Origin of the sequence: Arthrobacter sp. UYEF36, from assembly GCF_040547025.1 — a bacterium.
Taxonomy (GTDB): Bacteria; Actinomycetota; Actinomycetes; order Actinomycetales; family Micrococcaceae; genus Arthrobacter.
On record NZ_JBEPOX010000001.1, the window covers coordinates 772954 to 798194 of the forward strand.

General features: G+C 66.1%; 18 protein-coding genes and 1 pseudogene. 16 read left to right on the forward strand and 3 right to left on the reverse strand.

The window, feature by feature from the left end:
* Window positions 1–463: 463 nt before the first annotated feature.
* Window positions 464–2262: pseudogene (locus ABIB29_RS03650) on the forward strand (HNH endonuclease signature motif containing protein).
* A 152-nt stretch (window positions 2263–2414) separates the two neighbouring features.
* Here ABIB29_RS03650 and ABIB29_RS03655 read toward each other — a convergent pair.
* Window positions 2415–3134, reverse strand: coding sequence for an IclR family transcriptional regulator (locus ABIB29_RS03655; protein ID WP_056426387.1), 720 nt, complete (start codon window positions 3132–3134; stop codon window positions 2415–2417).
* A gap of 124 nt (window positions 3135–3258) precedes the next feature.
* Between ABIB29_RS03655 and leuC the strand changes: the two genes are divergently transcribed.
* Both leuC and leuD read left to right on the forward strand, forming a co-directional pair.
* Complete coding sequence (gene leuC, locus ABIB29_RS03660; RefSeq protein WP_354170105.1) at window positions 3259–4713, forward strand: 3-isopropylmalate dehydratase large subunit; 1455 nt, start codon at window positions 3259–3261, stop codon at window positions 4711–4713.
* Between the two features lie 55 nt (window positions 4714–4768).
* Window positions 4769–5371, forward strand: a complete 603-nt coding sequence (gene leuD / locus ABIB29_RS03665; protein WP_354170106.1) for a 3-isopropylmalate dehydratase small subunit — start codon at window positions 4769–4771, stop codon at window positions 5369–5371.
* 115 nt (window positions 5372–5486) lie between these two features.
* Here the strand turns inward: leuD and ABIB29_RS03670 are convergent, their stop codons facing one another.
* Window positions 5487–7700, reverse strand: a complete 2214-nt coding sequence (locus ABIB29_RS03670; protein WP_354170108.1) for a PIG-L family deacetylase — start codon at window positions 7698–7700, stop codon at window positions 5487–5489.
* Between the two features lie 359 nt (window positions 7701–8059).
* Between ABIB29_RS03670 and murA the strand changes: the two genes are divergently transcribed.
* From murA to ABIB29_RS03690, 4 genes are read left to right on the forward strand one after another with little or no spacing between them, the layout of a single operon-like run.
* Window positions 8060–9385: a UDP-N-acetylglucosamine 1-carboxyvinyltransferase gene (murA, locus tag ABIB29_RS03675; protein ID WP_354170110.1), complete on the forward strand. Its 1326-nt coding sequence runs from the start codon at window positions 8060–8062 to the stop codon at window positions 9383–9385.
* Between the two features lie 10 nt (window positions 9386–9395).
* On the forward strand, window positions 9396–10190 hold the full coding sequence (locus ABIB29_RS03680) for a lysophospholipid acyltransferase family protein (protein ID WP_354170112.1): 795 nt from the start codon (window positions 9396–9398) through the stop codon (window positions 10188–10190).
* On the forward strand, window positions 10187–11239 hold the full coding sequence (locus ABIB29_RS03685) for an NAD(P)H-dependent glycerol-3-phosphate dehydrogenase (RefSeq protein WP_354170114.1): 1053 nt from the start codon (window positions 10187–10189) through the stop codon (window positions 11237–11239). The genes ABIB29_RS03680 and ABIB29_RS03685 overlap by 4 nt, the downstream gene beginning before the upstream one ends.
* 2 nt (window positions 11240–11241) lie before the next feature.
* On the forward strand, window positions 11242–12387 hold the full coding sequence (locus ABIB29_RS03690) for a D-alanine--D-alanine ligase family protein (RefSeq protein WP_354170116.1): 1146 nt from the start codon (window positions 11242–11244) through the stop codon (window positions 12385–12387).
* Window positions 12388–12390: 3 nt separating this feature from the next.
* On the opposite strand, the gene ABIB29_RS03695 is transcribed toward ABIB29_RS03690, so the two are convergent.
* Window positions 12391–12894 (reverse strand): DUF3515 family protein, encoded by a 504-nt coding sequence (locus tag ABIB29_RS03695; protein WP_354170117.1) that lies wholly within the window; start codon window positions 12892–12894, stop codon window positions 12391–12393.
* Window positions 12895–13595: 701 nt separating this feature from the next.
* Between ABIB29_RS03695 and ABIB29_RS03700 the strand changes: the two genes are divergently transcribed.
* From ABIB29_RS03700 to ABIB29_RS03740, 9 genes are all read left to right on the forward strand, one after another.
* Window positions 13596–13751 (forward strand): hypothetical protein, encoded by a 156-nt coding sequence (locus tag ABIB29_RS03700; RefSeq protein ID WP_354170118.1) that lies wholly within the window; start codon window positions 13596–13598, stop codon window positions 13749–13751.
* Between the two features lie 8 nt (window positions 13752–13759).
* Entirely contained in the window at window positions 13760–15022 is a 1263-nt protein-coding gene (locus ABIB29_RS03705) for a glycosyltransferase family 4 protein (protein ID WP_354170120.1), read from the forward strand.
* Entirely contained in the window at window positions 15019–16770 is a 1752-nt protein-coding gene (locus ABIB29_RS03710; protein ID WP_354170122.1) for a glycosyltransferase family 4 protein, read from the forward strand. The genes ABIB29_RS03705 and ABIB29_RS03710 overlap by 4 nt, the downstream gene beginning before the upstream one ends.
* Window positions 16770–17657, forward strand: coding sequence for an ABC transporter permease (locus ABIB29_RS03715; protein WP_354170124.1), 888 nt, complete (start codon window positions 16770–16772; stop codon window positions 17655–17657). Before ABIB29_RS03710 ends, ABIB29_RS03715 begins: the two co-directional genes overlap by 1 nt.
* On the forward strand, window positions 17644–18531 hold the full coding sequence (locus tag ABIB29_RS03720) for an ABC transporter ATP-binding protein (protein ID WP_354170126.1): 888 nt from the start codon (window positions 17644–17646) through the stop codon (window positions 18529–18531). Before ABIB29_RS03715 ends, ABIB29_RS03720 begins: the two co-directional genes overlap by 14 nt.
* Entirely contained in the window at window positions 18531–20438 is a 1908-nt protein-coding gene (locus ABIB29_RS03725) for a glycosyltransferase family protein (RefSeq protein ID WP_354170128.1), read from the forward strand. The genes ABIB29_RS03720 and ABIB29_RS03725 overlap by 1 nt, the downstream gene beginning before the upstream one ends.
* Complete coding sequence (gene wecC, locus ABIB29_RS03730) at window positions 20419–21699, forward strand: UDP-N-acetyl-D-mannosamine dehydrogenase (RefSeq protein ID WP_354170130.1); 1281 nt, start codon at window positions 20419–20421, stop codon at window positions 21697–21699. Before ABIB29_RS03725 ends, wecC begins: the two co-directional genes overlap by 20 nt.
* Window positions 21700–21886: 187 nt before the next feature.
* A complete protein-coding gene (locus ABIB29_RS03735) occupies window positions 21887–23674 on the forward strand; it encodes a glycosyltransferase (protein ID WP_354170132.1) in 1788 nt (595 codons plus the stop codon).
* A 16-nt stretch (window positions 23675–23690) separates the two neighbouring features.
* Window positions 23691–25208 carry a glycosyltransferase gene (locus tag ABIB29_RS03740; protein ID WP_354170134.1) on the forward strand — a complete coding sequence of 506 codons (1518 nt, stop codon included), beginning with the start codon at window positions 23691–23693 and terminating at the stop codon, window positions 25206–25208.
* Window positions 25209–25241 lie beyond the last annotated feature (33 nt).

Consider the following 25241-nt stretch of genomic DNA (forward strand, 5'->3'; position numbering starts at 1 on the left):
TGTCATTGCAACGGTAGCGCCAGCCGTGAGCTGCTATGTCGAGCCTTCTGGCGGTGGCGAAACCATAAATCCGCGCTCTCCAGGCCTCAAGGGCATCGACTGCCTTGTGGAAAGGAGCCCGGAGAAAACCAATGACCGAGGTTATGGGAGCAAACGCGTCATCGCAAAGAGTCGTGCCGGACCTTCATCAACGGGACTTCAACAACTCGACGCTACCAGTTCATCCGGCTCGCTTGGCGGAACGCTATGGCGGGTACGCGATCGATCAATTGTCCAGATACTTGGAGGCAGGCTGACTCTGTCGGCGCCTGGGTGCACCGGCTCGTTTTGTGGGGATTCTCAGCGACCCGATCGCTGGTCTTATGGCGGTTAACCTCTCTGCGCCTCGGGTCCGTGCGGGCGGCTTGTTGCAACTCCAGTCGGGTACGTCGTTATTGTCGGGGCCCGGTCATATTCTGGAAGTGTGGATAGCAGCACAGCCTGGAGTGTGGAAAGCAGGGAGGCCCTGGTGGCCTTCGCTGAGTCCACGGCTGCGCTTGCCGCCTTCGCCGGGGCGGGGACGGATGGCCTGCCCGGCGGGGATGCTTTGCGAAAAGCTGATCCGTTCCGGGGTGTGGATCCGTTGCGGGACCTGGCGGATGCTTGCCTGGACGGGATGGCGGAGATGGCGCGGTGGGAGGCCCGGGCCGCGGCGTTGAACGTGCGCTTTGCCGCCGAGTACCTGCGGGCCACCACGGCGTTGGCGTGCCCGGCGGCGTCTCCGCAGGAATGTACCGCCCGGGAGATGGCCGTGGTAGCTGAGGTCGCGTGTGTGCTGACGGTCAGTGAACGAACCGCGAGTTCGTTCCTGTCCGAGTGTGTGGCCCTGACGACTGGGTTGCCGTTGACGTTGGCGGCTTTGCAGGCCGGGACGATTTCCTGGCAGCACGCCCGGATCATCGTGGCCGAAACCGGCAACCTCGACCCGGCCGGGGCGGCTGCATTGGAGGCGCATTTCCTGGACCCCGACGCGCCCAGCCCGGCCCGGGGGTGCCCGGCCGGTGAGCTCGTGCCGGGACGGTTCCGCGCCAAGGCACGTGCCTGGCGGGAACGCCACCACCCGGTCAGCATCGAAGAACGCCACACCAGGTGTGCTGCGGACCGGCGGGTCGAGTACGTCCCGGACCGGGATGGGATGGCCTGGCTCTCGGCGTACCTCCCGGCCGATACCGCCGCGGGGATCTGGGAACGGACCACCGCCGCGGCCCGCGCGCTGCAGGGCCCGGACGAGGCCCAGACCCTGACCCAGCTCCGCGCCGACATCGCCGCGACCTTGCTCCTCGCACCGGCGCCGGCGCCGGCGGCGGTACCGATGCCGATGCCGATGACAATGGCGGGTGCGGGGGTGTGCCGGTCCCGCGGGCGCAGGTCCTGGTCACCGTCCCGGTCCTGTCGCTGCTCGGTGCCACCGACGAACCGGCTGTCCTGGACGGGTACGGTCCGATTCCGCCGTCGATGGCCCGCCGCCTGGTCGCCGACGGCGCGGGTTCCTTCTACCGGGTTCTGACGGATCCGCGGGACGGGGCCCCGCTGGAAATCGGCCGGACCAGCTACCGGCTCACGAAGGCTATGCGCCACTGGCTGCGGCTCCGCGACGGCCGATGCCCGTTCCCCGGCTGCAACAACCCGTCTCTGGACAACGAGGCCGACCATGTCCTGGCCTGGGCCGACGGCGGCACCACCGGGATCTCCAACCTGGGCCAGCCCTGCCGCAAGCACCACCGGCTGAAACACGCCTCGGCCTGGACACCATCCGGGGCCAGCAATCACAGCCCGCCGGGCTGGACCTCACCCTCCGGAAGGAACTACCCCAGCGAACACCAGGACTGGGAACCACCCCACTGGCCACCCGGCATCCCGGCCACGGACACAAACACGAGCTTGGGCATAGACGTGGATATGGACGTGGGCACGGGCGCGGATACTGATACGGACATGGGCATCGACGTCCACACGGGCCAGGGCCTGCCTTCGGATCCCGGGCCGGACCCCGGTCCGGATCCCGGTCCGGATCCCGAACCAGACGTGGGCACCGACATGGATCAGGGCCTGCCCCCGGATCCCGGCCCGGGGCCTGAACTGGACTTACCCCCGGATCCCTTCCCCAACTGGCATCAATTCATCGCAGCGCATCCATTGCCCGAACCCGACACAGACGAATCGTGGTCTCAAGGACCCCTTAGGGTCTCCTGCCTGGAAGCCTTCCTGATCCACTACGCCTGAACGACTGGCTGCACGCCGTTTTAGCGCGAGGAGTGATGGGAAAGGCAAGGGTCTTGCGTTCGTCGTTGGTTCGGGCCAGCTTGGACTCGCGGAGCCTTCCACACGTCACTGACGACATCACGAGGCCCGGGTCGGGACCCGGCGCAGTTCACCTAGTCGTTGGTCTTGCGCAACGCCTCGGTCAGCACCCGTGCGGCGTTGCAGACCACTTCGGCGTGCAGCCGGCCCGGCTGGCGGGTCAGGCGTTCGATCGGTCCGGAGATCGACACCGCGGCGATCACGCGGCCGGACGGACCGCGCACGGGGGCCGAAACGGAGGCGACCCCCGGCTCGCGTTCGCCCAGGCTCTGGCCCCAGCCCCGGCGTCGTACTCCGGCCAGGACGGTGGGCGTGAAGCGGGCGGCCTGCAGGCCTTCCAGGAGCCGGTCATGGTCCTCCCAGGCGAGCAGCACCTGGGCGGCGGAGCCGGCCTTCATGGACAACTGGGTGCCGACCGGAATGGTGTCGCGCAGGCCGATGGGCCGTTCGGCGGACGCGACGCAGACGCGCCAGTCACCCTGCCGGCGGAAGATCTGGGCGCTTTCGCCCGTGGCGTCGCGCAGCTGCATCAGGACAGGTCCGGCGGACGCGATCAGGCGGTCCTCGCCGGCCGCGGAGGCAAGCTCCACGAGGCGGCTGCCCAGGACGAAGCGGCCCTGGATGTCGCGGCTGACCAGCCGGTGATGGACCAGCGCCAGCGCCAGCCGGTGCACGGTGGGCCTCGCCAGTCCCGTGGCTGCAACCAGCTGCGCCAGGGTGGTAGGGCCAGCCTCAAGTGCGTCAAGCACATGGGCCGCTTTATCGATGACACCGACTCCACTAGAATTGTCCATGTAATGATATTGCCGTCTCATTATCTGAGATGCAAGTCAACTCGCTGGCGCATTACGCGGGAGTGCTGATTCAGTGGAGAGAACAAGCTTGCAAGTACTAACACCGCAGTGAAGGGAGAAGGCCGTGGCAAAGACACTGGCCGAGAAAGTCTGGGACGCGCACGTGGTGCGCAAAGGCGACGGCGAAGGAGCCAACGCACAGCCAGACCTTCTCTTCATCGACCTCCACCTGGTGCATGAGGTGACTTCGCCGCAGGCCTTCGAAGGCCTCCGGCTCGCCGGGCGCCCGTTGCGTCGGCCCGACCTCACCATCGCCACGGAGGACCACAACACTCCCACGCTGGACATCGACAAGCCAATTGCCGATCTCACCAGCCGCACGCAGATCCAGACCCTCCGCAATAACTGCCAGGAATTTGGTGTCCGCCTGCACTCGCTCGGCGACGCCGAACAGGGGATCGTCCACGTCGTCGGCCCGCAGCTGGGCCTCACCCAGCCCGGCATGACCGTGGTCTGCGGCGACTCGCACACCTCCACCCACGGGGCGTTCGGCGCCCTGGCCATGGGCATCGGCACCTCCGAGGTGGAGCACGTCATGGCCACCCAGACGCTGTCCCTGAAACCCTTCAAGACCATGGCCATCAATGTCGACGGCACCCTGCGTCCCGGTGTCTCCGCCAAGGACATCATCCTGGCCGTCATCGCCAAGATCGGCACCGGCGGAGGCCAGGGCTACGTGCTGGAGTACCGAGGCTCCGCCATCCGGGCGCTGTCCATGGAAGCCCGGATGACCATCTGCAACATGTCCATCGAAGCCGGCGCCCGCGCCGGGCTCGTCGCCCCGGACCAGACCACCTACGACTACATGTTCGGACGCCCGCACGCGCCGCAGGGCGCCGAATGGGATGCCGCCGTCGAGTACTGGAACACCCTCCGCTCCGAGGACGACGCGACGTTCGACGTCGAGGTGGACCTCGACGCCGACACGCTGGAACCGTTTGTGACCTGGGGGACTAACCCCGGCCAGGGTGTGTCCCTGTCCGCCAAGGTGCCCTCGCCCGAGGACTTCGGGGATGAGAACGCCAAGGCCGCGGCGGAACGCGCGCTGCAGTACATGGGGCTGGAAGCCGGCACGCCGATGAAGGACATCCGAGTCGACACGGTCTTCCTGGGCTCCTGCACCAACTCCCGGATGGAGGACCTTCGTGCCGCCGCGGACATCATCCGCGGCCGCACCAAGGACCCCAACATCCGGATGCTGGTGGTTCCCGGCTCCGCCCGCGTCCGCCTCGAAGCCGAGGCCGAGGGCCTGGACAAGGTCTTCAAGGACTTCGGGGCCGAATGGCGCTTCGCCGGCTGCTCCATGTGCCTGGGCATGAACCCGGACCAGCTGGAACCGGGGGAGCGCTGCGCCTCCACCTCGAACCGCAACTTCGAGGGCCGCCAGGGCAAGGGCGGGCGCACCCACCTGGTCTCCCCGGTGGTGGCAGCGGCGACGGCGGTGCGCGGCACCCTGAGCTCGCCGTCGGACCTGGACCCTGCTACCGGGTCCGCCGCGGTCCGTTCCGACGCAGCCTAGTGGGTCCTGCCCAGACCCGCACTGTTCCGATCCACACAGCCTAGAAGGATCCGCCATGGAAAAGTTCACCACCCACACCGGCATCGGCGTTCCGCTGCGCCAGAGCAACGTCGACACCGATCAGATCATCCCGGCCGTCTACCTCAAGCGCATCACGCGCACCGGCTTCGAGGATGCGCTCTTTGCGGCCTGGCGCAAGGACCCGGCATTCATCCTGAACCATGAGCCGTTCACCGCGGGATCCGTCCTGGTGGCCGGGCCTGACTTCGGCACCGGATCCTCCCGCGAGCACGCCGTCTGGGCGCTCAAGGACTACGGCTTCAAAACCGTGCTGTCCTCACGCTTCGCCGACATCTTCCGTGGAAACTCCGGTAAACAGGGCCTGCTCGCCGCGGAACTGGCCCAGGATGACATCGAACTCATCTGGAAGGAACTGGAGAACGCCCCGGGCACCGCGGTCACCGTGGACCTCCTCTCCAAGACGGTCCAGTGCGGCAACATCGTGGCGCCGTTCGAGATCGATGACTACACCCGCTGGCGCCTGCTTGAGGGCCTGGACGACATTGGCCTGACCCTCAAGCACGAGGAAGACATCACCGCCTTCGAGGCCACCCGGCCGGCGTTTATGCCCAAGACGCTGCCGGCCAAGCTGTCCTGACCGGCACGCTCCCAGCGCACCTTCACTGCAACGCGGGGTCACTTACGGCCCGTCCCGCCCGCCGGGACCGGCCGTACGTGACCCCGCGTTGCTTTGTTTTCGACGGCGGCCGGCGTCAGTTAGCGTAGGCCTGGAGTTCGGCGAGTCCGACATTTCTGGTGGTGCCGCTGACGGTGGTGACGGTCAGGCGCAGGCTGGAGGTGGCGCGGCCGGAGAAGCTGATGCTGGTCGCCTTGCCGGTGTTGTCCAGTGTAGGAACCGGGACGGTGGTTCCGTCGGAGAATGTCAGGGTGCCGCCGGTGATCTGGTCATTGCTGTTGGGCCGGTCATAGAGCACCACCCGGCTCAAGGTGACGGCGGCGGGGAAGGCGAGATTGAGGTAGCTCCCGGCTTTGCCGCCCACGGTGGCCCATTCCCGGGTGGCGTCGACCGGGTAGCCCGCGATGACGCCGTCGACAGCCTTCAGAGCGGTCTGGCCTGAGGTGTCGTTCTGGGAGCTGGCTGTGAGCGATGCCGACGCCGCGACGTTGCTAACGGTGGCGGTGGGGGCGGGGGCCGCGGTGCCCGGGTAGGCCTGGAGTTCGGCGAGTCCGACGTTTCGGGTGGTGCCGCTGACGGTGGTGACGGTCAGGCGCAGGGTGGTGGTGGCGCGGTCGGGGAAGCTGATGCTGGTTGACTGGCCCGCGTTGTCCAGGGCGGGTACGGGGACGGTGGTTCCGTCGGAGAAGCTGAGGCTGCCGCCGGTAATCTGGTCACTGGCGTTGGGCCGGTCATAAAGCACCACCCGGTTCAGGGTGACGGCCGCGGGGAAGGCGAGGTTGAGGTAGCTGCCGGCTTTGCCGCCGACGGTGGCCCATTCCCGGGTGGCGTCGATGGGGTGGCCGGCGATGACGCCGTCGACGGCCTTCACTGCGGTCTGGCCTGACGCCGTGTTCTGGGAGCTGGCTGTGACCGACGCCGACGCCGCAACGTTGCTGGCGGCGGGGGGCGCGGTGCCGGGGTAGGCCTGGAGTTCGGCGAGTCCGACGTTTTTGGTGGTGCCGCTGACGGTGGTGACGGTCAGCCGCAGGCTGGTGGTGGCGCGGTCGGGGAAGCTGATGCTGGTTGACTGGCCCGCGTTGTCCAGGGCGGGTACGGGGACGGTGGTTCCGTCGGAGAAGGTCAGGGTGCCGCCCGTGATCTGGTCGTTGCTGTTGGGCCGGTCATAGAGCACGACCCGGTTCAGGGTGACGGCGGCGGGGAAGACGAGGTTGAGGTAGCTGCCGGCTTTGCCGCCCACGGTGGCCCATTCCCGGGTGGCGTCGATGGGGTGGCCGGCGATGACGCCGTCGACGGCTTTCACGGCGGTCTGTCCTGAGGCCGTGTTCTGGGAGCTGGCGGTGACCGACGCCGACGCCGCGACATTGGCGGGGTCGGGGCCCGCAGCCGGCACCCCTGCGGTCGAGGAGACGGTGTACGAGCGGGAAAGCCAGTTGCCGATCGAGTTGTTGGAGCAATCGAGGGCTGTGGTGCAGGTCTTGGAATCATGCTGGGCATAGACCAGGAACGCATCGGTCTTGGCCGTCAGGTCGGGATCGACCACGTTGGCCGGGCGTTGGGAGGTGCCGTAGCCCTGGTAGCCGGTGATCGTGTGGGCGAGGGCGTACTGCTGCTGGGCGGCGTGCACCAGGTAGGCGACGGAGTGGTGGTCACTGTGGTCACCGTCGCCGTAGGTACCGGCGAAGTCCAGCGTGGAAATCTGGTCCGGCTGGTAGCTGTTCATCAACGCCAGCAGGGTGTTCTGAAGCGCCGGGAGGGAATACGAGGACGAGTTGTTGACGGCAGTGATGGTGCTGATCGCTCCGCTGTAGAGCTTCTGGAGACTCTGGTAACCGTAGTTGGATCCGCCTCTTCCATCGCGGTGCCCGTCGGGCAGCCGCATGAAGGCCAGCGAGAGTTGCGATGCCCCGTTCAGGGTGGCCACCGGAATCGGGTGGCCGGCGATCCCGGCATCCGCGGTGGTCCAGGCGTCGGCGGTCCCGGCGAGGTGGGCGTAGGCGGCCTTCACCCCGTCCTCGCGCGCGCTCCAGTAGTCCGCGTCGTCATTGGCGTCGCCGGCCGTGAGATAGACAGTGCGCACGCACAACCCGTCACGGATGGCCGAGAGGAGCCAGGGGCTCTGGAATATCAGGTCATCATCCTGGTGGGCGACGATGTTCATTGCAGTTCCCGCAGGGCACCCGGGAGCAGCGTCGGCAACGGGTGCGGTCGCCATGCTTCCGGTCAGCGCCGCGACCAGCGCGAACGCCAGCAGGACCAGGGATCCTCTTCGAGGCCGGGGAAATGCCATTTGACTCACCCTCACTGGTCGTCACGCAGGTGCTTTGGTAACAACCGCGCTGCCCGTTGCCGCCGGCTCTTTAACGAGCCCTTACTGTCGAGGATGGTGGCCGTGTGGCACCTCACACCATGAGGTGGGATACCCGATTAGTCCACACGAGCACCCGTCTTTTGGCGCGGGCTACTCGGCCTCGGGGCGAAGAAAAGCAGGTAGCGGCGGACTGGCGCTGCATGGTTTGCGACGACGGGAACTGCGGAGGCGACGACGACCCGGCGCGCACCTTATTTCAGATCGGTAACGCAAGCTCCTATGCTTAGCAGGAGCCTTTCTAAGGATTTGGGGGCGAGTAGTCGTGAGGAAACCGGTATATGAGTAGTGTTCTGACAATCCGCGGAGGCGTCCCGCTGACTGGCCGCGTCACCGTGCGGGGGGCCAAAAATCTGGTCCCCAAGGCCATGGTGGCCGCCCTGCTGGGCAACGAGCCATCCGTGCTGCGCAACGTCCCTGAAATCAAGGACGTCGAGGTTGTCACCAGCCTGCTCCAGCTCCACGGCGTCACCGTTGAGAAAGACCCCATCACCGGGGATCTGACCCTCGATCCGACCAACGCCAAGACCGCCTCCCACACGGCGATCGACGCGCACGCCGGCGATTCCCGCATCCCGATCCTGCTGTGCGGTCCCTTGATCCATGCGATCGGCGAGGCGTTCATCCCTGACCTGGGCGGCTGCAAGATCGGTGACCGACCGATCGACTACCACCTGAACGTGCTGCGGCAGTTCGGCGCCGTGGTGGAGAAGCGTCCCGGCGGCATCCACATCTCCGCACCCGGGGGCCTCCAGGGCGCCAAGATCTCGCTGCCGTACCCCTCCGTCGGCGCTACCGAGCAGGTGCTGCTGAGTGCCACGAGGGCTGAAGGCATCACCGAGCTCTCCGGTGCGGCCACGGAGCCGGAGATCGTCGACCTGATCGCAGTGCTGCAGAAAATGGGCGCGATCATCAGCGTTCAGACGGACCGCACCATCCGGATCGAGGGTGTCCCGGACCTCGGCGGCTACAACCACCGCGCCCTTTCAGACCGCAACGAGTCGGCCTCGTGGGCGTCCGCGGCGCTGGTCACCCGCGGCGACATCTTCGTCGAGGGCGCCACCCAGCGCGACATGATGACCTTCCTCAATACCTACCGCAAGGTCGGCGGCGGGATGGACATCGGCGACGACGGCATCCGCTTCTATCACAAGGGCGGCAAGCTCAACCCGCTGGTACTCGAAACGGACGTGCACCCAGGCTTCATGACGGACTGGCAGCAGCCGCTCATCGTGGCCCTGACACAGGCCGAGGGTGTGTCGATTGTCCACGAAACTGTATACGAGAACCGCTTTGGCTTCACCGAGGCGCTGATCCGGATGGGCGCCAACATCCAGGTCCACCGCGAATGCCTCGGCAGTGTCCCTTGCCGGTTCGGCCAGCGCAACTTCCTGCATTCAGCCGTCATTTCCGGCCCCACCCAGCTGACCGGCACCGACATTGACGTGCCGGATTTGCGAGGCGGATTCAGCCACCTGATCGCGGCACTGGCTGCTAACGGCACCTCCCGGGTCACCGGCATCGACATCATCAACCGCGGCTACGAGCGTTTCACGGAGAAGCTCGCGGGCCTGGGCGCCGATTTCGACATCACGTCGGCCGAGTAGCGGGTACCACGTGAAGGAATCGGCCAAGAGCCACATCACTTTTGTTGTTGTGGCGGGGATTGTCCGTCCGGTCATGAACCTTCTGATGCGGAAGGAATGGATCGGCCTGGAGAAGCTGCCCGCCGGCGGCTTCATCGCAGCACCCAATCACTGCACCGAAATCGATCCCTTGGTGGTGGCGCACATGCTCTACAACCAGCAGCGGATGCCGCGCTTCCTGGCCAAGGCCGGGCTCTTCAAGGTGCCCGTGCTGGGATTCGTGCTCCGCGCCACCAAACAGATCCCGGTGGAGCGCTCGACGGCGGGCGCCAACCGTTCGCTGCAGATCGCCAAGGAAGTGGTGGACGAGGGCGGAGCCATCATCATCTACCCCGAGGGCACGCTGACCAGGGACCCCGAGCTGTGGCCGATGATAGGCCACACCGGTGCCGCGCGGATGGCGCTCCAAAGCGGAATCCCCGTGGTGCCGATGGCGCATTGGGGCGCCCACGAGGTCCTGCCGCGCTATGCCAAACGGCTCCACCTCTTCCCGCGGAAGACCTCGCGGCTGGTGGTGGGCGATCCGGTGGACCTCAGCGCCTTCGCCGGGCGGCCACTGGACAAGGCCACCCTCGCCGAGGCCACCAACGTGATCATGGCGGCCATCACCGAACTCCTGGCCACCCTCCGCGGCGGACAGCCTCCGCTGGTCCGCTGGGACCCTGCGGCCCACAACCAGTCCACCCACGGCCGCTTCATTGAGCAAGGCGGCAAAACTGGCGGTTCGGCAACACCGGAAGAGAAACTTGGGGATAGCGACGAATGACATTCGATCAAACGCGAGGACTGTCGGCGACGAGAGTTGCTGTACTTGGCGCCGGATCCTGGGGGACCACGTTTGCGAAAATCCTCGCTGACGCTGCCACTGCTTCCGGCATTGACCGCGATATCCGGCTCTGGGGCCGTCGTGAAGAAGTCGTTGAACAGATCAACCTGAAGCACCGGAACGAGCAGTACCTCAAGGACATTGCCCTTCCGCCCAGCATCACCGCTTCCGCGGACGTCGCCGAGGTCCTCGCCGGCGCTGAGCTTGTTGTCCTGGCCGTTCCGGCCCAGACCCTGCGGCCGCAACTGCGCCAGTGGAAGAACCTCCTGGCGCCCGGCGCCCTGGTGGTTTCCCTCATGAAGGGACTAGAACTGCACTCCGACGCCCGGATGAGCGAGGTCATCTCCGAGGAGCTCGGCATTCCCGCCAACAGGATCGCGGTGGTCTCCGGACCCAACCTGGCCATGGAGATCGCCCGGGAAGAACCCACCGCCTCCGTCGTGGCCTGTTCCGACCCGATTGCGGCCGGCTGGATCGCCCGCAGCTGCACCGCCCCGTACTTCCGCCCCTACACCACGGGCGACGTTGTGGGCGTCGAAATCGGCGGGATCGTCAAGAACATCATCGCCCTGGCCGTCGGCATTTGCGAAGGCAAACAGATGGGGGACAACACCAAGGCCTCGGTCATCACGCGGGGCCTCGCGGAGACCTCCCGGCTGTCGCTCGCCCTGGGCGGCGAGGCCCAGACGATGGCCGGGCTAGCCGGCCTCGGCGACCTCGTGGCGACCTGTTCCTCGCCCTTGTCCCGGAACCACACGGCCGGGCGGCTGCTGGGCAAGGGGCTGACCCTGGACGAGGTGGCTGCCGAAATGACGCAGACGGCCGAGGGGATCAAGTCCGCCCAGGCCGTGCAGGAGCTGGCCGGCAAGCTCGGCGTCGAGATGCCCATCACCGCAGCGGTCGTAGCCGTGTTGGCGGGAAAACTGTCCGTCGACCAACTGGGGCCGCTCCTGCTGTCCCGGGACCTGAAACCTGAAGGCGATTACTGAGCGTGTCTGAAGAAAACGTGAGCACAGCGGGCCGATCCGGCCAGGTACGGCCCCGGGTGGCGGTGCTGTTTGGCGGCCGCTCCAGCGAACACGCGGTCAGCTGCGTGACGGCTGCCGGGGTTCTTGGCGCGATCGACCAGACGAAGTACGAGGTCATCCCGATCGGGATCGCCAAGTCCGGCCAGTGGGTGTTGGCCTCCGGGGACACCCATGACTGGTCACTCTCGGCTTCATCCCTGCCCGAGGTCGCGTCCTCGGCCCGGACCGTGGCCCTGACCGAAATCGGCGGCGAGCACCAGCTGATCGTGGCCTCCCCGAACGAGGTCCCGCAGGAACTGGGCGCCGTGGACGTGGTGTTCCCGCTGCTGCACGGACCGTTCGGCGAGGACGGCACCGTCCAGGGCTTCCTGGAACTGTCCGACACCCGTTACGTGGGTGCCGGTGTGCTGGCGTCGGCCGTGGGCATGGACAAGCACTTCATGAAAGTGGTGTTTGAATCCGCCGGGCTCCGTGTGGGTCCCTACATCGCCGTGACGGACCGGCAGTGGCGCAACGACCCCGAGACTGTGCGCAAGCGCGTGGACCAGCTCGGTTTCCCGGTTTTCGTCAAGCCCGCGCGGGCGGGTTCGTCCATGGGCATTTCCAAGGTGGACTCGCTCGAAGGCCTGGACGCCGCGATCGAGGCCGCCCGCGAGCATGATCCGAAACTCGTCATCGAGGCGGGCATCGTCGGCCGCGAGATCGAATGCGCCGTGCTGGAAGGCCGGGGGACCGACGCTCCCCGGACGTCCATGCCCGGCGAGATTTCGGTGGCCGGCGGCGGGCACGAGTTCTACGACTTCAACGCCAAGTATGTGGACGACGCGGCGGCCCTCAGCTGCCCGGCCGACCTCCCGGACGAAGCCACCGCCCGGGTCCGCGAGCTGGCCGCCGTCGCATTCGACGCCGTCGGAGCCGAGGGCCTGAGCCGGGTCGATTTCTTCTACACCCCTGAGGGTGAGCTGATCATTAACGAGATCAACACCATGCCCGGGTTCACGCCGAAGAGCATGTACCCGCAGATGTGGAAGGCCTCGGGGCTGGGTTACGCGGAGCTGATCGACGAACTGATCTACCTGGCGCTGCACCGCAAGACCGGCCTGCGCTAGGGCCTACTGGCTCGGCGGCAGGTTCTGCAGGTCCGCCTGGCCCACGCAGTTCCGCGCCGCCGGTACCTTCGCGGCGGCGGCGGCGAGGTCTGCGAGCACCGTGGCGGAACTGATCTTGTCCGGGTCCATCAGGATCTCAGTGGCGGGTTCGCGCCCGAATGTGGTCAGGGTCCACACCGGGTCGCCCTCCTTGATGACCCAGTCGACGCCATTCACGCTGACGCAGCGGTCCGTCGTCGGCCCCGGAACATTCACCCCGCAGCGCAGGATGACCAGCGACGGGTCGCCCCAGGCCGCAGTTCCCTGGCTGTTGGTCTTTCGTAGTTTGGCTTCGCCGATCGCATCCGGCAACGCCACCATCATGGGGGCACAGGCCGCGTTCGCCGCGTCCTTGGCGGGCGGGACGTCGACCACCGGAGAGCAGGCGCTCAGCACGATCCCTGCGGCCGCCGCCGTGGCCAGCAGGCGGAGTGGACGTGCGGAAGCCTGGAAACGGAACTGATGCATTGATTAAGCCTATCCCGGCCCGCCAGGCGTTGCGGCATGGCGGGGCGCTCACTAGCATGCCGGATGAACCTGAGATGAACGGCCCGAGTCGGCAGTCGAGTAGACTGGAAAAATCGTGCAACTCTGGGGCGCTGCCGGCAATGACGTCCTTTCTGGCCAGAACCACGCACACTTGTTTAGCTCATGTATCTGGGGGAGGGACGGCCATCACGTTTTCGCGCAGCCTGAAATTCAACATTGCACGGACCGGACTCACAGCACTGCTGGTAGCCGTCGCCCTGTCGGCGGCGGTCACTGCCGCGCAGGCTGAGGATGCGCCCTCACCCGGCCCGGTGCCGGAAATTGTGTTGCCCACGCTGGCGCCTCCTGCGCCGCCGAAGGCGGAGCCCGTGCCGTCGCCGGCTCCCTCCGGGACGGCAGGTCCAGTGGTGCAGCCTTCTGACCCGGTGACAGCGGAGCCGCCGGCTGTCCCCGAGCCGCCGGCCGCAGAGACGCCCCCGCCCGCTCCGGCCCCGGTGCCGGGCGCAGTAGTCGCTCCGCGGGACGCTCCCCGGACCACCCAGCCCCCCGCGCCGGGGATCTCAGAAGCGGAGGGGGCCCCAGCAGAGGCGACGGAGTCGCCGTCGCCCACTCCCGCGCCAGAACCCCAGCAGTCGACGGCACCCGCCGTAGCTGCCCCGCCCGCTCAGCCCCCGGCCATTATGCAGGCACAAATCCAGGCCGCCGTGGCCGTCGCCACCGGCAGCCCGCTGGCGGTCCAGGTGATGACTGTCCTGATTCTGCTCGCCGCCGGGTTCGCGTACAACAGGTTCCTCGGTGGGAAGAGTGCAAGCTTCGCCCCCAAGGCCGGAGAGTAAGAACCCGGATGCAAAAACACGCCCGGCCCAACTCTGCCCGCACTGAGCCGCAAACCTCCCCGGTCCGAATCACGCTGCTGACGCACTCATACTGGCCGGAGCACAGCCCGCCCCAGCGCCGCTGGACTGCCATGATCAAGGAATTCTCGCGCTCAGGCTGGGACGTCGACGTTGTGGCGCCCGTAGCGCACTACCCTTTCGGACGGCGGGCGCTGCCCCGGCGGTTGGCGGGCAGACCCTTCGGGCTGCAGGACGGACAGTTCACCGAGAAAATCCTGCGGGTGCCGTACCTGCGTCACGGCAACTCCCGCGCCGCCCGGCTGGTGGACCAGTGCTTTTCGGCAGCGCTCTCAGTGCCCGCCGGGCTGCTTCTGACGAAGCCCGACGTCGTCATAGTCACCGCGCCGGCACTGCCGTCCCTGCTTGCCGGATACGCTCTCGCGAAGCTGCGTGGAGTACCCCTGATAGTCGAAATGCGGGATGCGTGGCCCGACCTTGCCCGCGATGCCCGCCTCGTCCAGGGAAGCGTCAAGAGCGCCGTGGAGCACGTCGTTGATTTTGTCCAGCACCGGGCAGACCTCGTGGTAACCGTGACGGAGGGTTTCGCTGAAACCCTCCGGTCACGCGGAGTCCGCAGGGTGGCCACTATCAGCAACGGTCTAAATCTGGACGCCATCCCGGTCCTCGATGCACCGGATCTGGAGCGTCCCGTTTTTGAGGCCCTGTACCTCGGGAACCACGGCGAGAGCCAGCGGCTGGAGGTGGCGATCCGGGCCAGCGCTTTGGTGGGCGACTCGATGCACCTGCACATGGTGGGGCACGGGACCCGGCGGCGGGCCCTGGAGAAGCTCGCCCGGGACTTGAAAGCGCCGGTGACCTTTCACGCCCCGCTTCATGGCGAGGCCATGATGGAACGCTACGCGTCAGCGGACACCTGCCTCGTTTCCCTCCGCGACGACTGGAAATCCTTCGAAACCACCGTTCCGTCCAAGACCTATGAAGTCCTGGCCGTTGGCCGCCACGTGACGGCCATGGTGCGCGGGGAGGCGGCGCGTGTCATCGCCGACGCGGAGGCCGGCGATATCGTGGCCAGCGACCCGGAGGCCCTGGCAGCTTTGTGGCGTGAACTGGCCGCCGACCGGGGGCGGCTTGTCCGCAACGGTGACAGCCGGCAGTGGGTCAAAACCCACGCCGAGTATGGGCTGCTGGCCAGCCGGTACGTGGACCTCATCGCTGAACTCCTGGGCAAGGCATCCGTAGACACCCGATGATCCAGGCCCTCAGAAACCTGCGGCTCGCCGCACACACGGCAGGACAGCACCTCACGGACGATCCGATGCTGCTTTTCCTCCAGATATCGCGGCGCGTACCGTCCTCGGTGGTAGGCCCCCTGGCCCGGCTCACCTGCGCAGCCGCACCAAAAGACTCCGTTGCCGTGCCCGTGGTGCTCGCATCTCTCACGCGCGGCGACAACGACGACGTCTCGCGGCGTCTGCGGCTCGCCGCGGAACGCCACGTCGCCGGTGAGAAAGCCAGGAAGCTGGCGGACCTCGCGCTCGTAGCCAATCAGCCGGAGCTCTCGGACGTCCTGCTGGCCGGTGCAGGAAATGCGCCGGGCCTCAAGTCGGCGCAGGCACGCAGGCTCTGGTATGCCGGGGACCTCAGCGGCGCCGTCGCCGTCCTCGAGGGGTCCAACCGGGCCGGGCGGCAGCAGCAGGCACGGCTGGCCGGCGAGGCAGCCGTGTATACCGGCGCCGGGCCCGCACTGAACCGGCAGGCGTTCACCCCGGTACCCGGCCGGGTCCTGCATCTGCTGACCAACTCCCTGCCCCACACGGCCAGCGGCTACGCCCAGCGGTCCCACTCGGTCATGGCGGCCCAGCAGGAGGCGGGCTGGGACGTGCTGGCCGTCACCCGACTGGCTTACCCCGTGCAGGTCGGAAAGCTCCTGGCCCAGGACAGGGACGTCGTGGACGGGGTCGAATACCGGCGTCTGCTCCCGTCGGCTCTGGCGCCGGCCATGGACGCGCGCCTGCAGCAACAGGCCGAGGAATTACTGAAAGTGGCGCTGGACTTCAAGCCCGGCATCCTCCACACCACCACGCACTTCGTCAACGGACTCGTTGTCCGGGCGGTGGCTGAGGCCCTGGGCATTCCCTGGGTCTACGAGGTCCGCGGGCAACTGGCGGACACGTGGGCAGCCACGCACGGACCCCAGGCCCGGGCCAGCCAAAAGTACCGATTATTCCGGGAACGCGAAAGCGACGTTATGCGCGACGCCGATCTCGTCGTGACGCTGGGCCATGCCATGAAGGCCAATATCGTCGCGGCAGGAATCCCCGAGGAGAAGGTCCTCATCGCCCCCAACGCCGTGGGCGGGGCCTTCCTCGAGACGCCGCTGGATCCGGCCGGTGCCCGCCGCGAGCTGGGACTGCCGGAGGACGGACTCTACATTGGCACCGTCAGCAGTCTTGTGGCCTATGAAGGTTTGGATGACCTCGTGAGGGCCTTCGCGCTCCTTGCACCGGAATACCCTCAGCTGCGCCTGCTGATCGTCGGTGACGGTGTCTCCAGGCCCGCCCTGGAGGAACAGATCAGTGCCCTGGGACTCTCGGACCGGGCAATATTCACGGGGCGGGTGCCCCGGGACCTCGCCCCCCTCTACCACCAGGCTCTCGACGTGTTCGTGGTCCCGCGCAAGAACCTGGACGTGACCCGTGCGGTCACTCCGCTCAAGCCGGTCGAGGCCCTGGCGAGTGCCCGGCCAGTGGTCGGGAGCGACCTGCCCGCACTTCGGGAGATAATAGACGACGGCGGTACCGGGCTACTGGCCCCCGCCGAAGACCCCCGTGAGCTCGCCCAGGCGATCTCCACGCTGCTCTCCGACGCCGGCTACCGGGCGGCGTTGGGACAGGCGGGCCGTGCTGCGGTGCTGGCCGGGAGGACCTGGGCGGCCAACGCCACGACCCTGACCACCCGCTACGCCGGGCTGCACCATGACCATGAGGAGAACGAGTAGTGTCCGCAGATAGTGCAATAGACCCGGAGCCGGTGGCAGTCCAGCCGCTCTCCGTGGACATGCGGCGGCTGACCCGTGTCGGTTCGCGGCCATCCTTCCTGGATTATCTCGTCCGGCTCTGGGACTTCCGCGAGTTCATGTTCTACGACGCCCGGGCCCGCATTCAAAGCGGAACGCGCCGCGACCGCCTGGGCAGCGCCTGGCTGTTGCTGAACCCCGTCTTCAACGGCCTGACCTATTTCCTGATCTTCGGGCTGCTGTTGAACACCAGCCGCGGTATCGAGAACTTCGTGGGCTACCTTGTGGTGGGCATCTTTGTGTTCCAGTTCAGTTCAGGCGCCATCACGTCCGGCGCGCGCTCCATCCGGAACAACAAATCCGTGGTTCAGGCTTTTAATTTCCCGCGGGCAGCGCTTCCCATCGGCGCCAACGTGCGGGAGCTGCTCCGGGCGGTTCCCCTCATCCTCGCCATGCTGCTGATCGTGGTGGTGCTGCCTCCCGGGGAGGAAATCACCTGGCTTTGGATTCTGGTGCTACCGGCCATCATGTTGCAGGCGCTCTTCAACCTGGGGGTGGGACTCATCCTGGCCCGCATCATCGCCCGCGTCCATGACGTCACGCACCTGCTGCCTTTCGCGCTCCGGGCGTGGATGTACGGCTCCGCCATCTTCTTCTCCTACGACCGGTTCGTCACCCATCCCGAAATCCTGGCCGTCATCAAGCTCAATCCCTTGTTCAACGTGATCGACATCGTCCGGGACTGTGTTCTCTACGCCACGGTGCCCCAGTGGCAGTCATGGGCCATTCTCACCGCCTGGGCCCTCGGGGCGCTGGGCGTGGGCCTGGTGTATTTCTGGAAGGGGGAGGAGTCCTATGGACGCGGATGACCAGGAGCTCTACATCGAGGGTCACCCCTGCGTGGTGGTAGACAGCGTGGAAATGCGGTACCGCGTGGCCTCCAGCGCGGCTTCTGACGCTGACGCCGACGAGGCCACACCCCGCATCTTCCGCCGCGCCGTCAGCAAACCCAACATGGTCACCGTGCATGCCCTGAACAGGCTTTCGCTCGTCGTTGAACGCGGCGAATCCGTGGGCATTATCGGCCGAAACGGTTCGGGCAAGAGCACTCTGATGAAGATCATCAGCGGCCAGACCAGACCCTCCAAGGGTGCCGTGTATGCCTCCAGCACCCCCATCATGCTCGGCGTGAATGCGGCGCTCGTCCAGGACCTGTCCGGCGACCAGAACGTGATCCTCGGATGTCTCGCCATGGGCATGAGCCGGGCCGAGGTGGACAAAAAGTTCAACAGCATCGTGGAACTGTCCGGACTTGAAAAGTCCATCCACCTGCCGATGAAGTCCTACTCATCCGGCATGGCGTCGCGCCTCCGCTTTGCCATCGCAGCGAGCGTCGACCCCGAGATCCTCCTGGTGGATGAGGCCCTCAACACCGGTGACGCCCAGTTCGCGGACCGCAGCAAACTGCGGATGGATGAGCTTCGTGAACAGGCGGGCTGCGTGTTCCTGGTCAGCCACAGCCTGGACACCATCAAGGACATGTGCACCCGGGTGATCTGGCTGGACAAGGGCGACCTGATCATGGACGGTGAGCCGGAAGCCGCCATCAAGGCGTACCAGGAGTTCACCCGCCACCTCTCCAAGGGCAACAATATTTCGGCCACCAGGATCCTCGACGACGCCAAAGCGAACCTCGTGGCCACCGAGGTCCGCGGGCGGTCCTCACGCCGGAGCCGGGGCTAATGGCGGGTCTCCGGGAGATCCGGACAGGACTGTGGCATCTGCGAAGGGGCGGGCCGGCCCAGTTCAAGTCCTGGCGGTCCCGCCAGCGGATTGAACGGGGCTTCGCCGCGCCGCGCAACGTCCAGGGCGTCGAAGCGGCCTGGACCGGCCGCGGACACAAGCGGCGGCTCTCGCTCCTGCCGGCGGACCTGCCGCAGCAGCCACCGACCCGGCCGGATGTGCGTGCCGCTGTGATCCTGGATGACTTTTCGGCGCTGGCTTTCGGCTACGAATGGTCCACCATCCCGGTCCATCCGCACACGTGGCGCAGTGATCTGGCAACCGGCGCTATCGACCTGTTGTTCGTGGAATCGGCGTGGGCGGGAAACGGCGGACTGTGGCGCGGCAAACTGGCCGGGCCGAACGGTCCCAGTGCCGAGTTCCGCGAACTCGTCAGCTGGTGCCGGGAGCAGGGCATCGCCACCGTCTTCTGGAACAAGGAGGACCCGCCCCACTATGACGACTTCCTCCCCGCCGCACGGCTCTTTGACCAGGTCTTCACCTCCGATTCCGGCCGCATTCCCCAGTACAGGGTGGATCTCGGCCACGAACGGGTCAGGTCCCTTCCGTTCGCCGCCCAGCCCGCCATCCATAACCCGGTCAGGCCGGGACACGGCCGGCACAGCAGGGACGTGGCCTTCGCGGGCATGTACTTTGCCCACAAGTATCCCGAGCGCCGGGCGCAGATGGACTACCTCCTCGGCGGCGCGCTGGACGCGTCCCCCAGGATGCGGACGGGCCTGGAAATCTTCTCGCGCCAACTCGGCGGGAACGCCGAGTACCAGTTCCCGCCACCCCTGGACTCACGGGTCGTCGGTTCGCTGAGCTACCCCCAGACGCTGTCCGCCTACAAGGCATACAAGGTCTTCCTCAACGTCAATTCCGTCGTAGACTCGCCCAGCATGTGTGCCCGGCGCATCTTTGAAATCACGGCATCCGGAACGCCGGTCGTGACCGCGCCCAGCCTGGCCATGCAGCAGTTCTTTCCTCCCGCAGCGGTTCCGGTTGCCGCCACCCGCAAGGAAGCCGAACACCTTACCCGCGCGCTGGTTTCCAATCCCGAGCTGAATGACCGCACGGCACACCTGGCCCAGCGCGCCATCTGGGCGGGCCACACTTACGCCCACCGGGCGGAGACCGTCCTGCAATACGCCCTCCCGGGCCTAGACGCCGGCGTGCGGCGGCCGTCGCTCTCGGTGCTGTTGCCAACTATCAGGCCCCAGAACCTTGAGCGTGTCTTCCGGACCCTCGCGGGACAGCACGGCGTGGACCTGGAACTGGTGCTGCTCACCCACGGCTTCCAGCTCTCCACCGAACGACTGGCGGAGCTTTCCGATCGGTCCGGGCTGCGGAACGTGGTGCTCCTGGAGGCGCCGCGGGAGGTTTCGTTGGGGGAGTGCCTGAACAGGTGCGTCGCCGCCTCCAGCGGCCACGTTCTCACCAAGATGGACGACGACGACCACTACGGCCCGCACTACGTGAGCGACCAGCTTTATGCTTTGTCTTATTCGGGGGCGGACGTTGTGGGGAAGCAGGCGCACTACATGCACCTTGAGACGTCCAACGCCGCCATCCTGAGGTTCGCAGCCAGGGAACACCGGTTCACGGACTTCGTGATGGGACCGACCATCATGGCCCGCCGTGACGTCTTCACGGCCCACCCGTTCCAGCCCGTCACGGTCGGCGAGGACACCGGATTTCTTCGCTCGGTCCATGCCGCCGGTAAGGTCATCTATTCGTCGGACCGCTTCAACTACTTCCAGGTACGCACCGGTGATGGACACACTTGGCAGGTAGAAGATGCCGAACTGCTGGCTTCGGGCGACATAAAATTCTACGGAAAGCTACATGGACATGTTGACATCTAGAAGTGCCGAGACCGGCGCGACGATCAGGACGGTCGCCGTCATCGGACTGGGCTACATCGGGCTTCCCACGGCGGCCATCCTGGCCACCAACGGTCTGGAGGTCATCGGGGTTGACCTGAACCAGAGCACCGTGGACGCCGTTAACAACGGGGACGTGCCGTTTGTGGAACCTGACCTGGGCATCCTCGTCGCGGGCGCGGTCAGCAGGGGAAGGCTTAGCGCCCAACTCGAGACTCCCGGCGCGGATGCCTACATCGTGGCCGTGCCGACGCCGTTCAATGCCGACAAATCCGCGGACATGTCCTACATTGCCGCCGCCGCCCGGGCCATCGCGCCCCAGCTGAGCGGCGGTGAGCTGGTAATTCTGGAGTCGACGTCACCGCCCGGGAGCACCCGCCGGCTCGCCGAACTCATTCTGGGGATCCGCCCCGATCTGAGCCTTGACGGCCGGGACGGCAAGCCTGCACTTTTGGTGGCGCACTGTCCCGAACGGGTGCTGCCGGGCAGGATCATGATCGAGCTGGTGACGAACGACCGTGTGGTGGGTGGCCTCACGGCAGAGGCTGCCGACGCCGCGGCGGCACTGTACGGAGTGTTCTGCCAGGGCGAAATCCACCTCACGGACGCTGCAACGGCGGAGATGTCCAAACTGGTGGAGAACGCCTACCGCGACGTGAACATCGCGTTTGCGAATGAATTGTCGGTCATCAGCGGAAACCTCGACATTGACGTCTGGGAGCTCATCCGTCTGGCCAATCATCATCCCCGGGTCAACATCCTTCAGCCCGGCCCCGGCGTAGGCGGCCACTGCATTGCTGTGGACCCCTGGTTCATTGTGGCCGCGGACCCGGAGAACTCCGTCTTGATCCGCACTGCCCGCGAAGTCAATGACCGCAAGCCAGGCCATGTCGTGGAACAGGTCCGGAAGGCTGCCAGCGGTCTCAGCCGTCCGGTGATTGCCTGCCTGGGCTTGGCCTTCAAAGCCAACATAGACGACGTCCGGGAATCTCCGGCAGTGGAGATCGTCCGGCGGGTGGCCACGTTGCAGCCCGATGCGGATATTCTTGTCGCGGCGCCGCACAAGAATCAGCTGCCGCAGGCGTTGGCTGAGTGTGCCAACGTCCGGCTGATGGATACGGACAAAGCGGTCGATGCGGCCGACGTCGTGGTGCTGTTGGTCGATCACGACAAGTTCCGTGAGATTGAGCCGTCGAGCCTTGAGGGCAAGAAAATCATTGACACCCGCGGTTTCTGGCGCTGACGACGGCGCCTCCACCGCTGCGGGTGTTTGAAAGTAAACGAAAAATGAGGGTCCGGGCCGCTGACAGCGGCCGGCCCAGGGGAGACTAATGCAGAACCGAAGTGACACATCAGCGCGGCTGCCCGCCGGCAAGCATTTTGCCGTCACCTGGAGCGTGCCGGTGGTGCACGGCGGTAGGACAAACTCCATGCTGCACCGTTCCCGGGCTTTTGCCGCCGAAGGTGGCGCGCCGGTGGAAATTCTCACGTTCGACAATTTCCGCGATTACCCCGACATCCGGAAGACGCTCGCCGGGCAGGGGAAACTGACCGACGGCGTCACTCTCCGCAACATCTGGGAAGACCTGACCCATTTGGCCGGCGACGCCCCCGTCCTCCCGGCGGAGGACCTCGCGGGCTTCCGGCCGCTCGGTGAGGCGGGAACGCCTGTCACCACGGTAGAAGGCGGCCCCAGCGGGCGAACCCAGAGATTTGCCGCTGACGGCACCACGCTGCTGCAGACGGACTACCTGCGGGCGGACGGGACTCTCTTCCTTTCGGACTGCAACGACGTCGACACCCCGGGCCAGCACGGGGGCAGGTCGCTCACCCTCTGCAACGCCCAGGGCCTGCCGGTGGAGCAGTGGCGTTCATCCTGGGAAATGTATCGGTCCTGGCTGGATCACCTGACGGACGGTATCGACTCGTTCTTCATCGTGGATAACAAGCACGCAGCGACGTTCATGAAGACCTACCGGCGGCCATCGGCGACCGTCTTTTTGATGGTCCATGATTCCCACCTCGCCACAGCAGTAAACGGGCCGGCCTCGCCGCTCTCGGGTTCCGGCGAGGTGGTCGTCCCCCGCTTCGACAACTTCGACGGTGTGGCAATCTTGACCCGGATGCAGGCAGAGGACATCAGGGCACGCGTTGGGGACATCGGCAACATCCATGTCATCCCCAACAGCCGGGCGGTGCCCGTCCAGCCCGTGGAAGGTGACCGCAACCCGACTGCCGGGGTTTTGCTGGCCCAATTGCGGCCCCTCAAGCAGATAGATCACGCCATCCGGGCAATCACCGACGTGAACCACCGACTCCAGACACCCGCGACGCTGGGCGTTTACGGCGAGGGGGACGAGGGCCCCAAACTGGAAAGCCTCATCCAGCGGCTGGGCGTTTCCTCACTTGTCCAGCTGAAGGGCCACACCCATTCGCCGGCCAAGGTGTTCGGCGAGTCTTCGTTTTCGCTGCTGACGAGTTCGTCGGAATCGTTTGGCCTGGTGATTCTGGAGAGCATGTCCGCCGGCTGTGTGCCCATCGCCTACGACATCCACTATGGCCCGTCGTCCATCATCACGCACGGCGTCAACGGCTACATCGTGGACTACGGGAACGAGGAGGCGCTGGCCGACTGTGTGGCAGCATTCCTGGCACTGCCGGCCGAACAAAAGGCTCAAATGCGGGAAGCCGCGATTTCCCGGGCCGGCGACTTCTCCGACGCCCCCGTCGTCTCCATGTGGTCCGACGCGTTGGCGGCCGCGGCGGCTATGAAGGCCATCCCCGCCCCGGAACTTTCCGTGGCAGTAACGGACACTGCCTGGGGAATATGGTCTGACGGGGCACTCGATCTGCGGGTAACCGCCCGGTTGACCGCTGAGAGCGACAGCCTCGATGCCTCTACGCCGCGTTTCTTGTGCCGACTCAGAATTCGGGGCACCGAGTCCTTCTTCAGAGCGTCGGGTGAGCTGACGGGACAAACTGCCGGCGGCGTGTTCTCGAGCGTCTTCCGGTTCGCCCCGGACGTCATGCGGGCGCTGGGTGAATCCGTTGTGGATGCCACCCTCGAGACCCACCTTCTGGGCCGCCGCGTGGCGTCGCGGCTGCCTTTCCGTGCCCCTGTCCCCCCACCGGTGGACGTCTATGGAACGGTGCACGGAAATCTGAGCCTTCGCCCGTTGAAGCCCGCAGCCTCCACATCCACAGCCAATGCAGTCTAAGTTTTTGGAGATCGTTATGAATAAGCAGGACGTGCGCGATGACCGGGCCCGTAGCCACCCGTCCCTGCCAGAGGGGTATCACTGTGCCATTACCTGGGGGATACCCACGGAGTACGGCGGAATGACGAATGCCCTGCTGCACCGTTCGCGGGCGTTTATCCAGGAGGCAGGTGTGCCCGTGGATGTCCTGACCTTTGCCTGGTCACTTGACTACGGTGATATCCGTTGCGAGCTTGAAGCTGCCGGTGAGTTGATACCGGGGCTGCGGCTGCGAAACCTCTGGGAAGAACTAGGCCAGCTCACGGAAAGCCAGCTGGCGTCGGCGAAACCCGGCAAGAACGTCGTCGGCGAATTTTCGGCGATTGGCGGGGCGGAGGAGTCAACGGACGAAACGAGCGGCGGGGTCCTGCGCCGTCGGGTCCGGTATGCCTCCGACGGGAAGACGGTCCTCCAAGTGGATTATTTCCGCACAGATGGAACTGTCGTAGCCTCTGATCGCCGGGACGTCTCCGTCAGGGGATCCGAGGGCGGGCGGCTGGTAACCCTGTGCGGTCTCGACGGCCGCCCCGTGGCTTCCTGGAACCAGATCTGGCCGCTCTACCTCTTCTGGCTTGACTGCGTGGTCGAAGGCCGCGAGTCCTTCATGATTGTTGACAGCAAGTCGACCGCCAATTTCATGACCCGCTACCGCCGCGACAACGTCGTCACCTTGCACCTGGTGCACAACTCTCACATGGCCAGCGGCGCACTTCCCCCGTACGGGGAGCTCAGCCCGACCCGGCGGTATGTGTTCGAGCGTTTGAGTTCCTTCGACTCCGTGGTGTTCCTGACCGAAAACCAGAAAAAGGACGTGGACCTGGTCTTCGATAAACCGCAGAACACCTGCGTTATCCCGAACAGCAGATCTCTTCCCACGGTGTCGGACCCGGAAGCCGGCCACACGCCGGAACTCGGTATCATCCTGGGCAGCTTGACCGGCCGCAAGAGGCTTGACCACGCCATCCGCGCCGTAGCAGAGGCAGGAAAGTCCTCTGACGTCGGGTACAAGTTGGAGATCTACGGCCAAGGACCGGAACAGGCCGCACTCTTGAAGCTGATTGACTCGATCGGCATGGGGGACCACGTCGCCTTGCGGGGTTACTCCATTGATGCCCGGCAGGAATTCGAGCGTGCTTCATTTACCCTCCTGACCAGCAAACTGGAGGGGCAAGGGCTGGTTCTGATTGAGGCCATGAGCGCGGGATGCATTCCTATCTCCTACGATGTTCCGTATGGTCCTGCTGACATCATCCAGGACGGCGTCAACGGATTCCTCGTGAAGGCCGGCGACATCCCGGCGATGTCGGAGCGGATCCGCCAACTCAGCACCATGGGCGAGGAAGATCTCAAAGACATGCGCCGCGCAGCGGTCGCCCGGGCTCACGCCTTCAATGACGAGGTGGTCGTTTCAAAGTGGGGGGCTGCCATGCGGGACGCGATAGAGCGAAAGCTGTGGGCCATGCCGGTCCCTCCGGTTGCAAAGGTCTCCAGCTAGGCACCATCGCCGGCGACTGGACGGCGCCGAAGT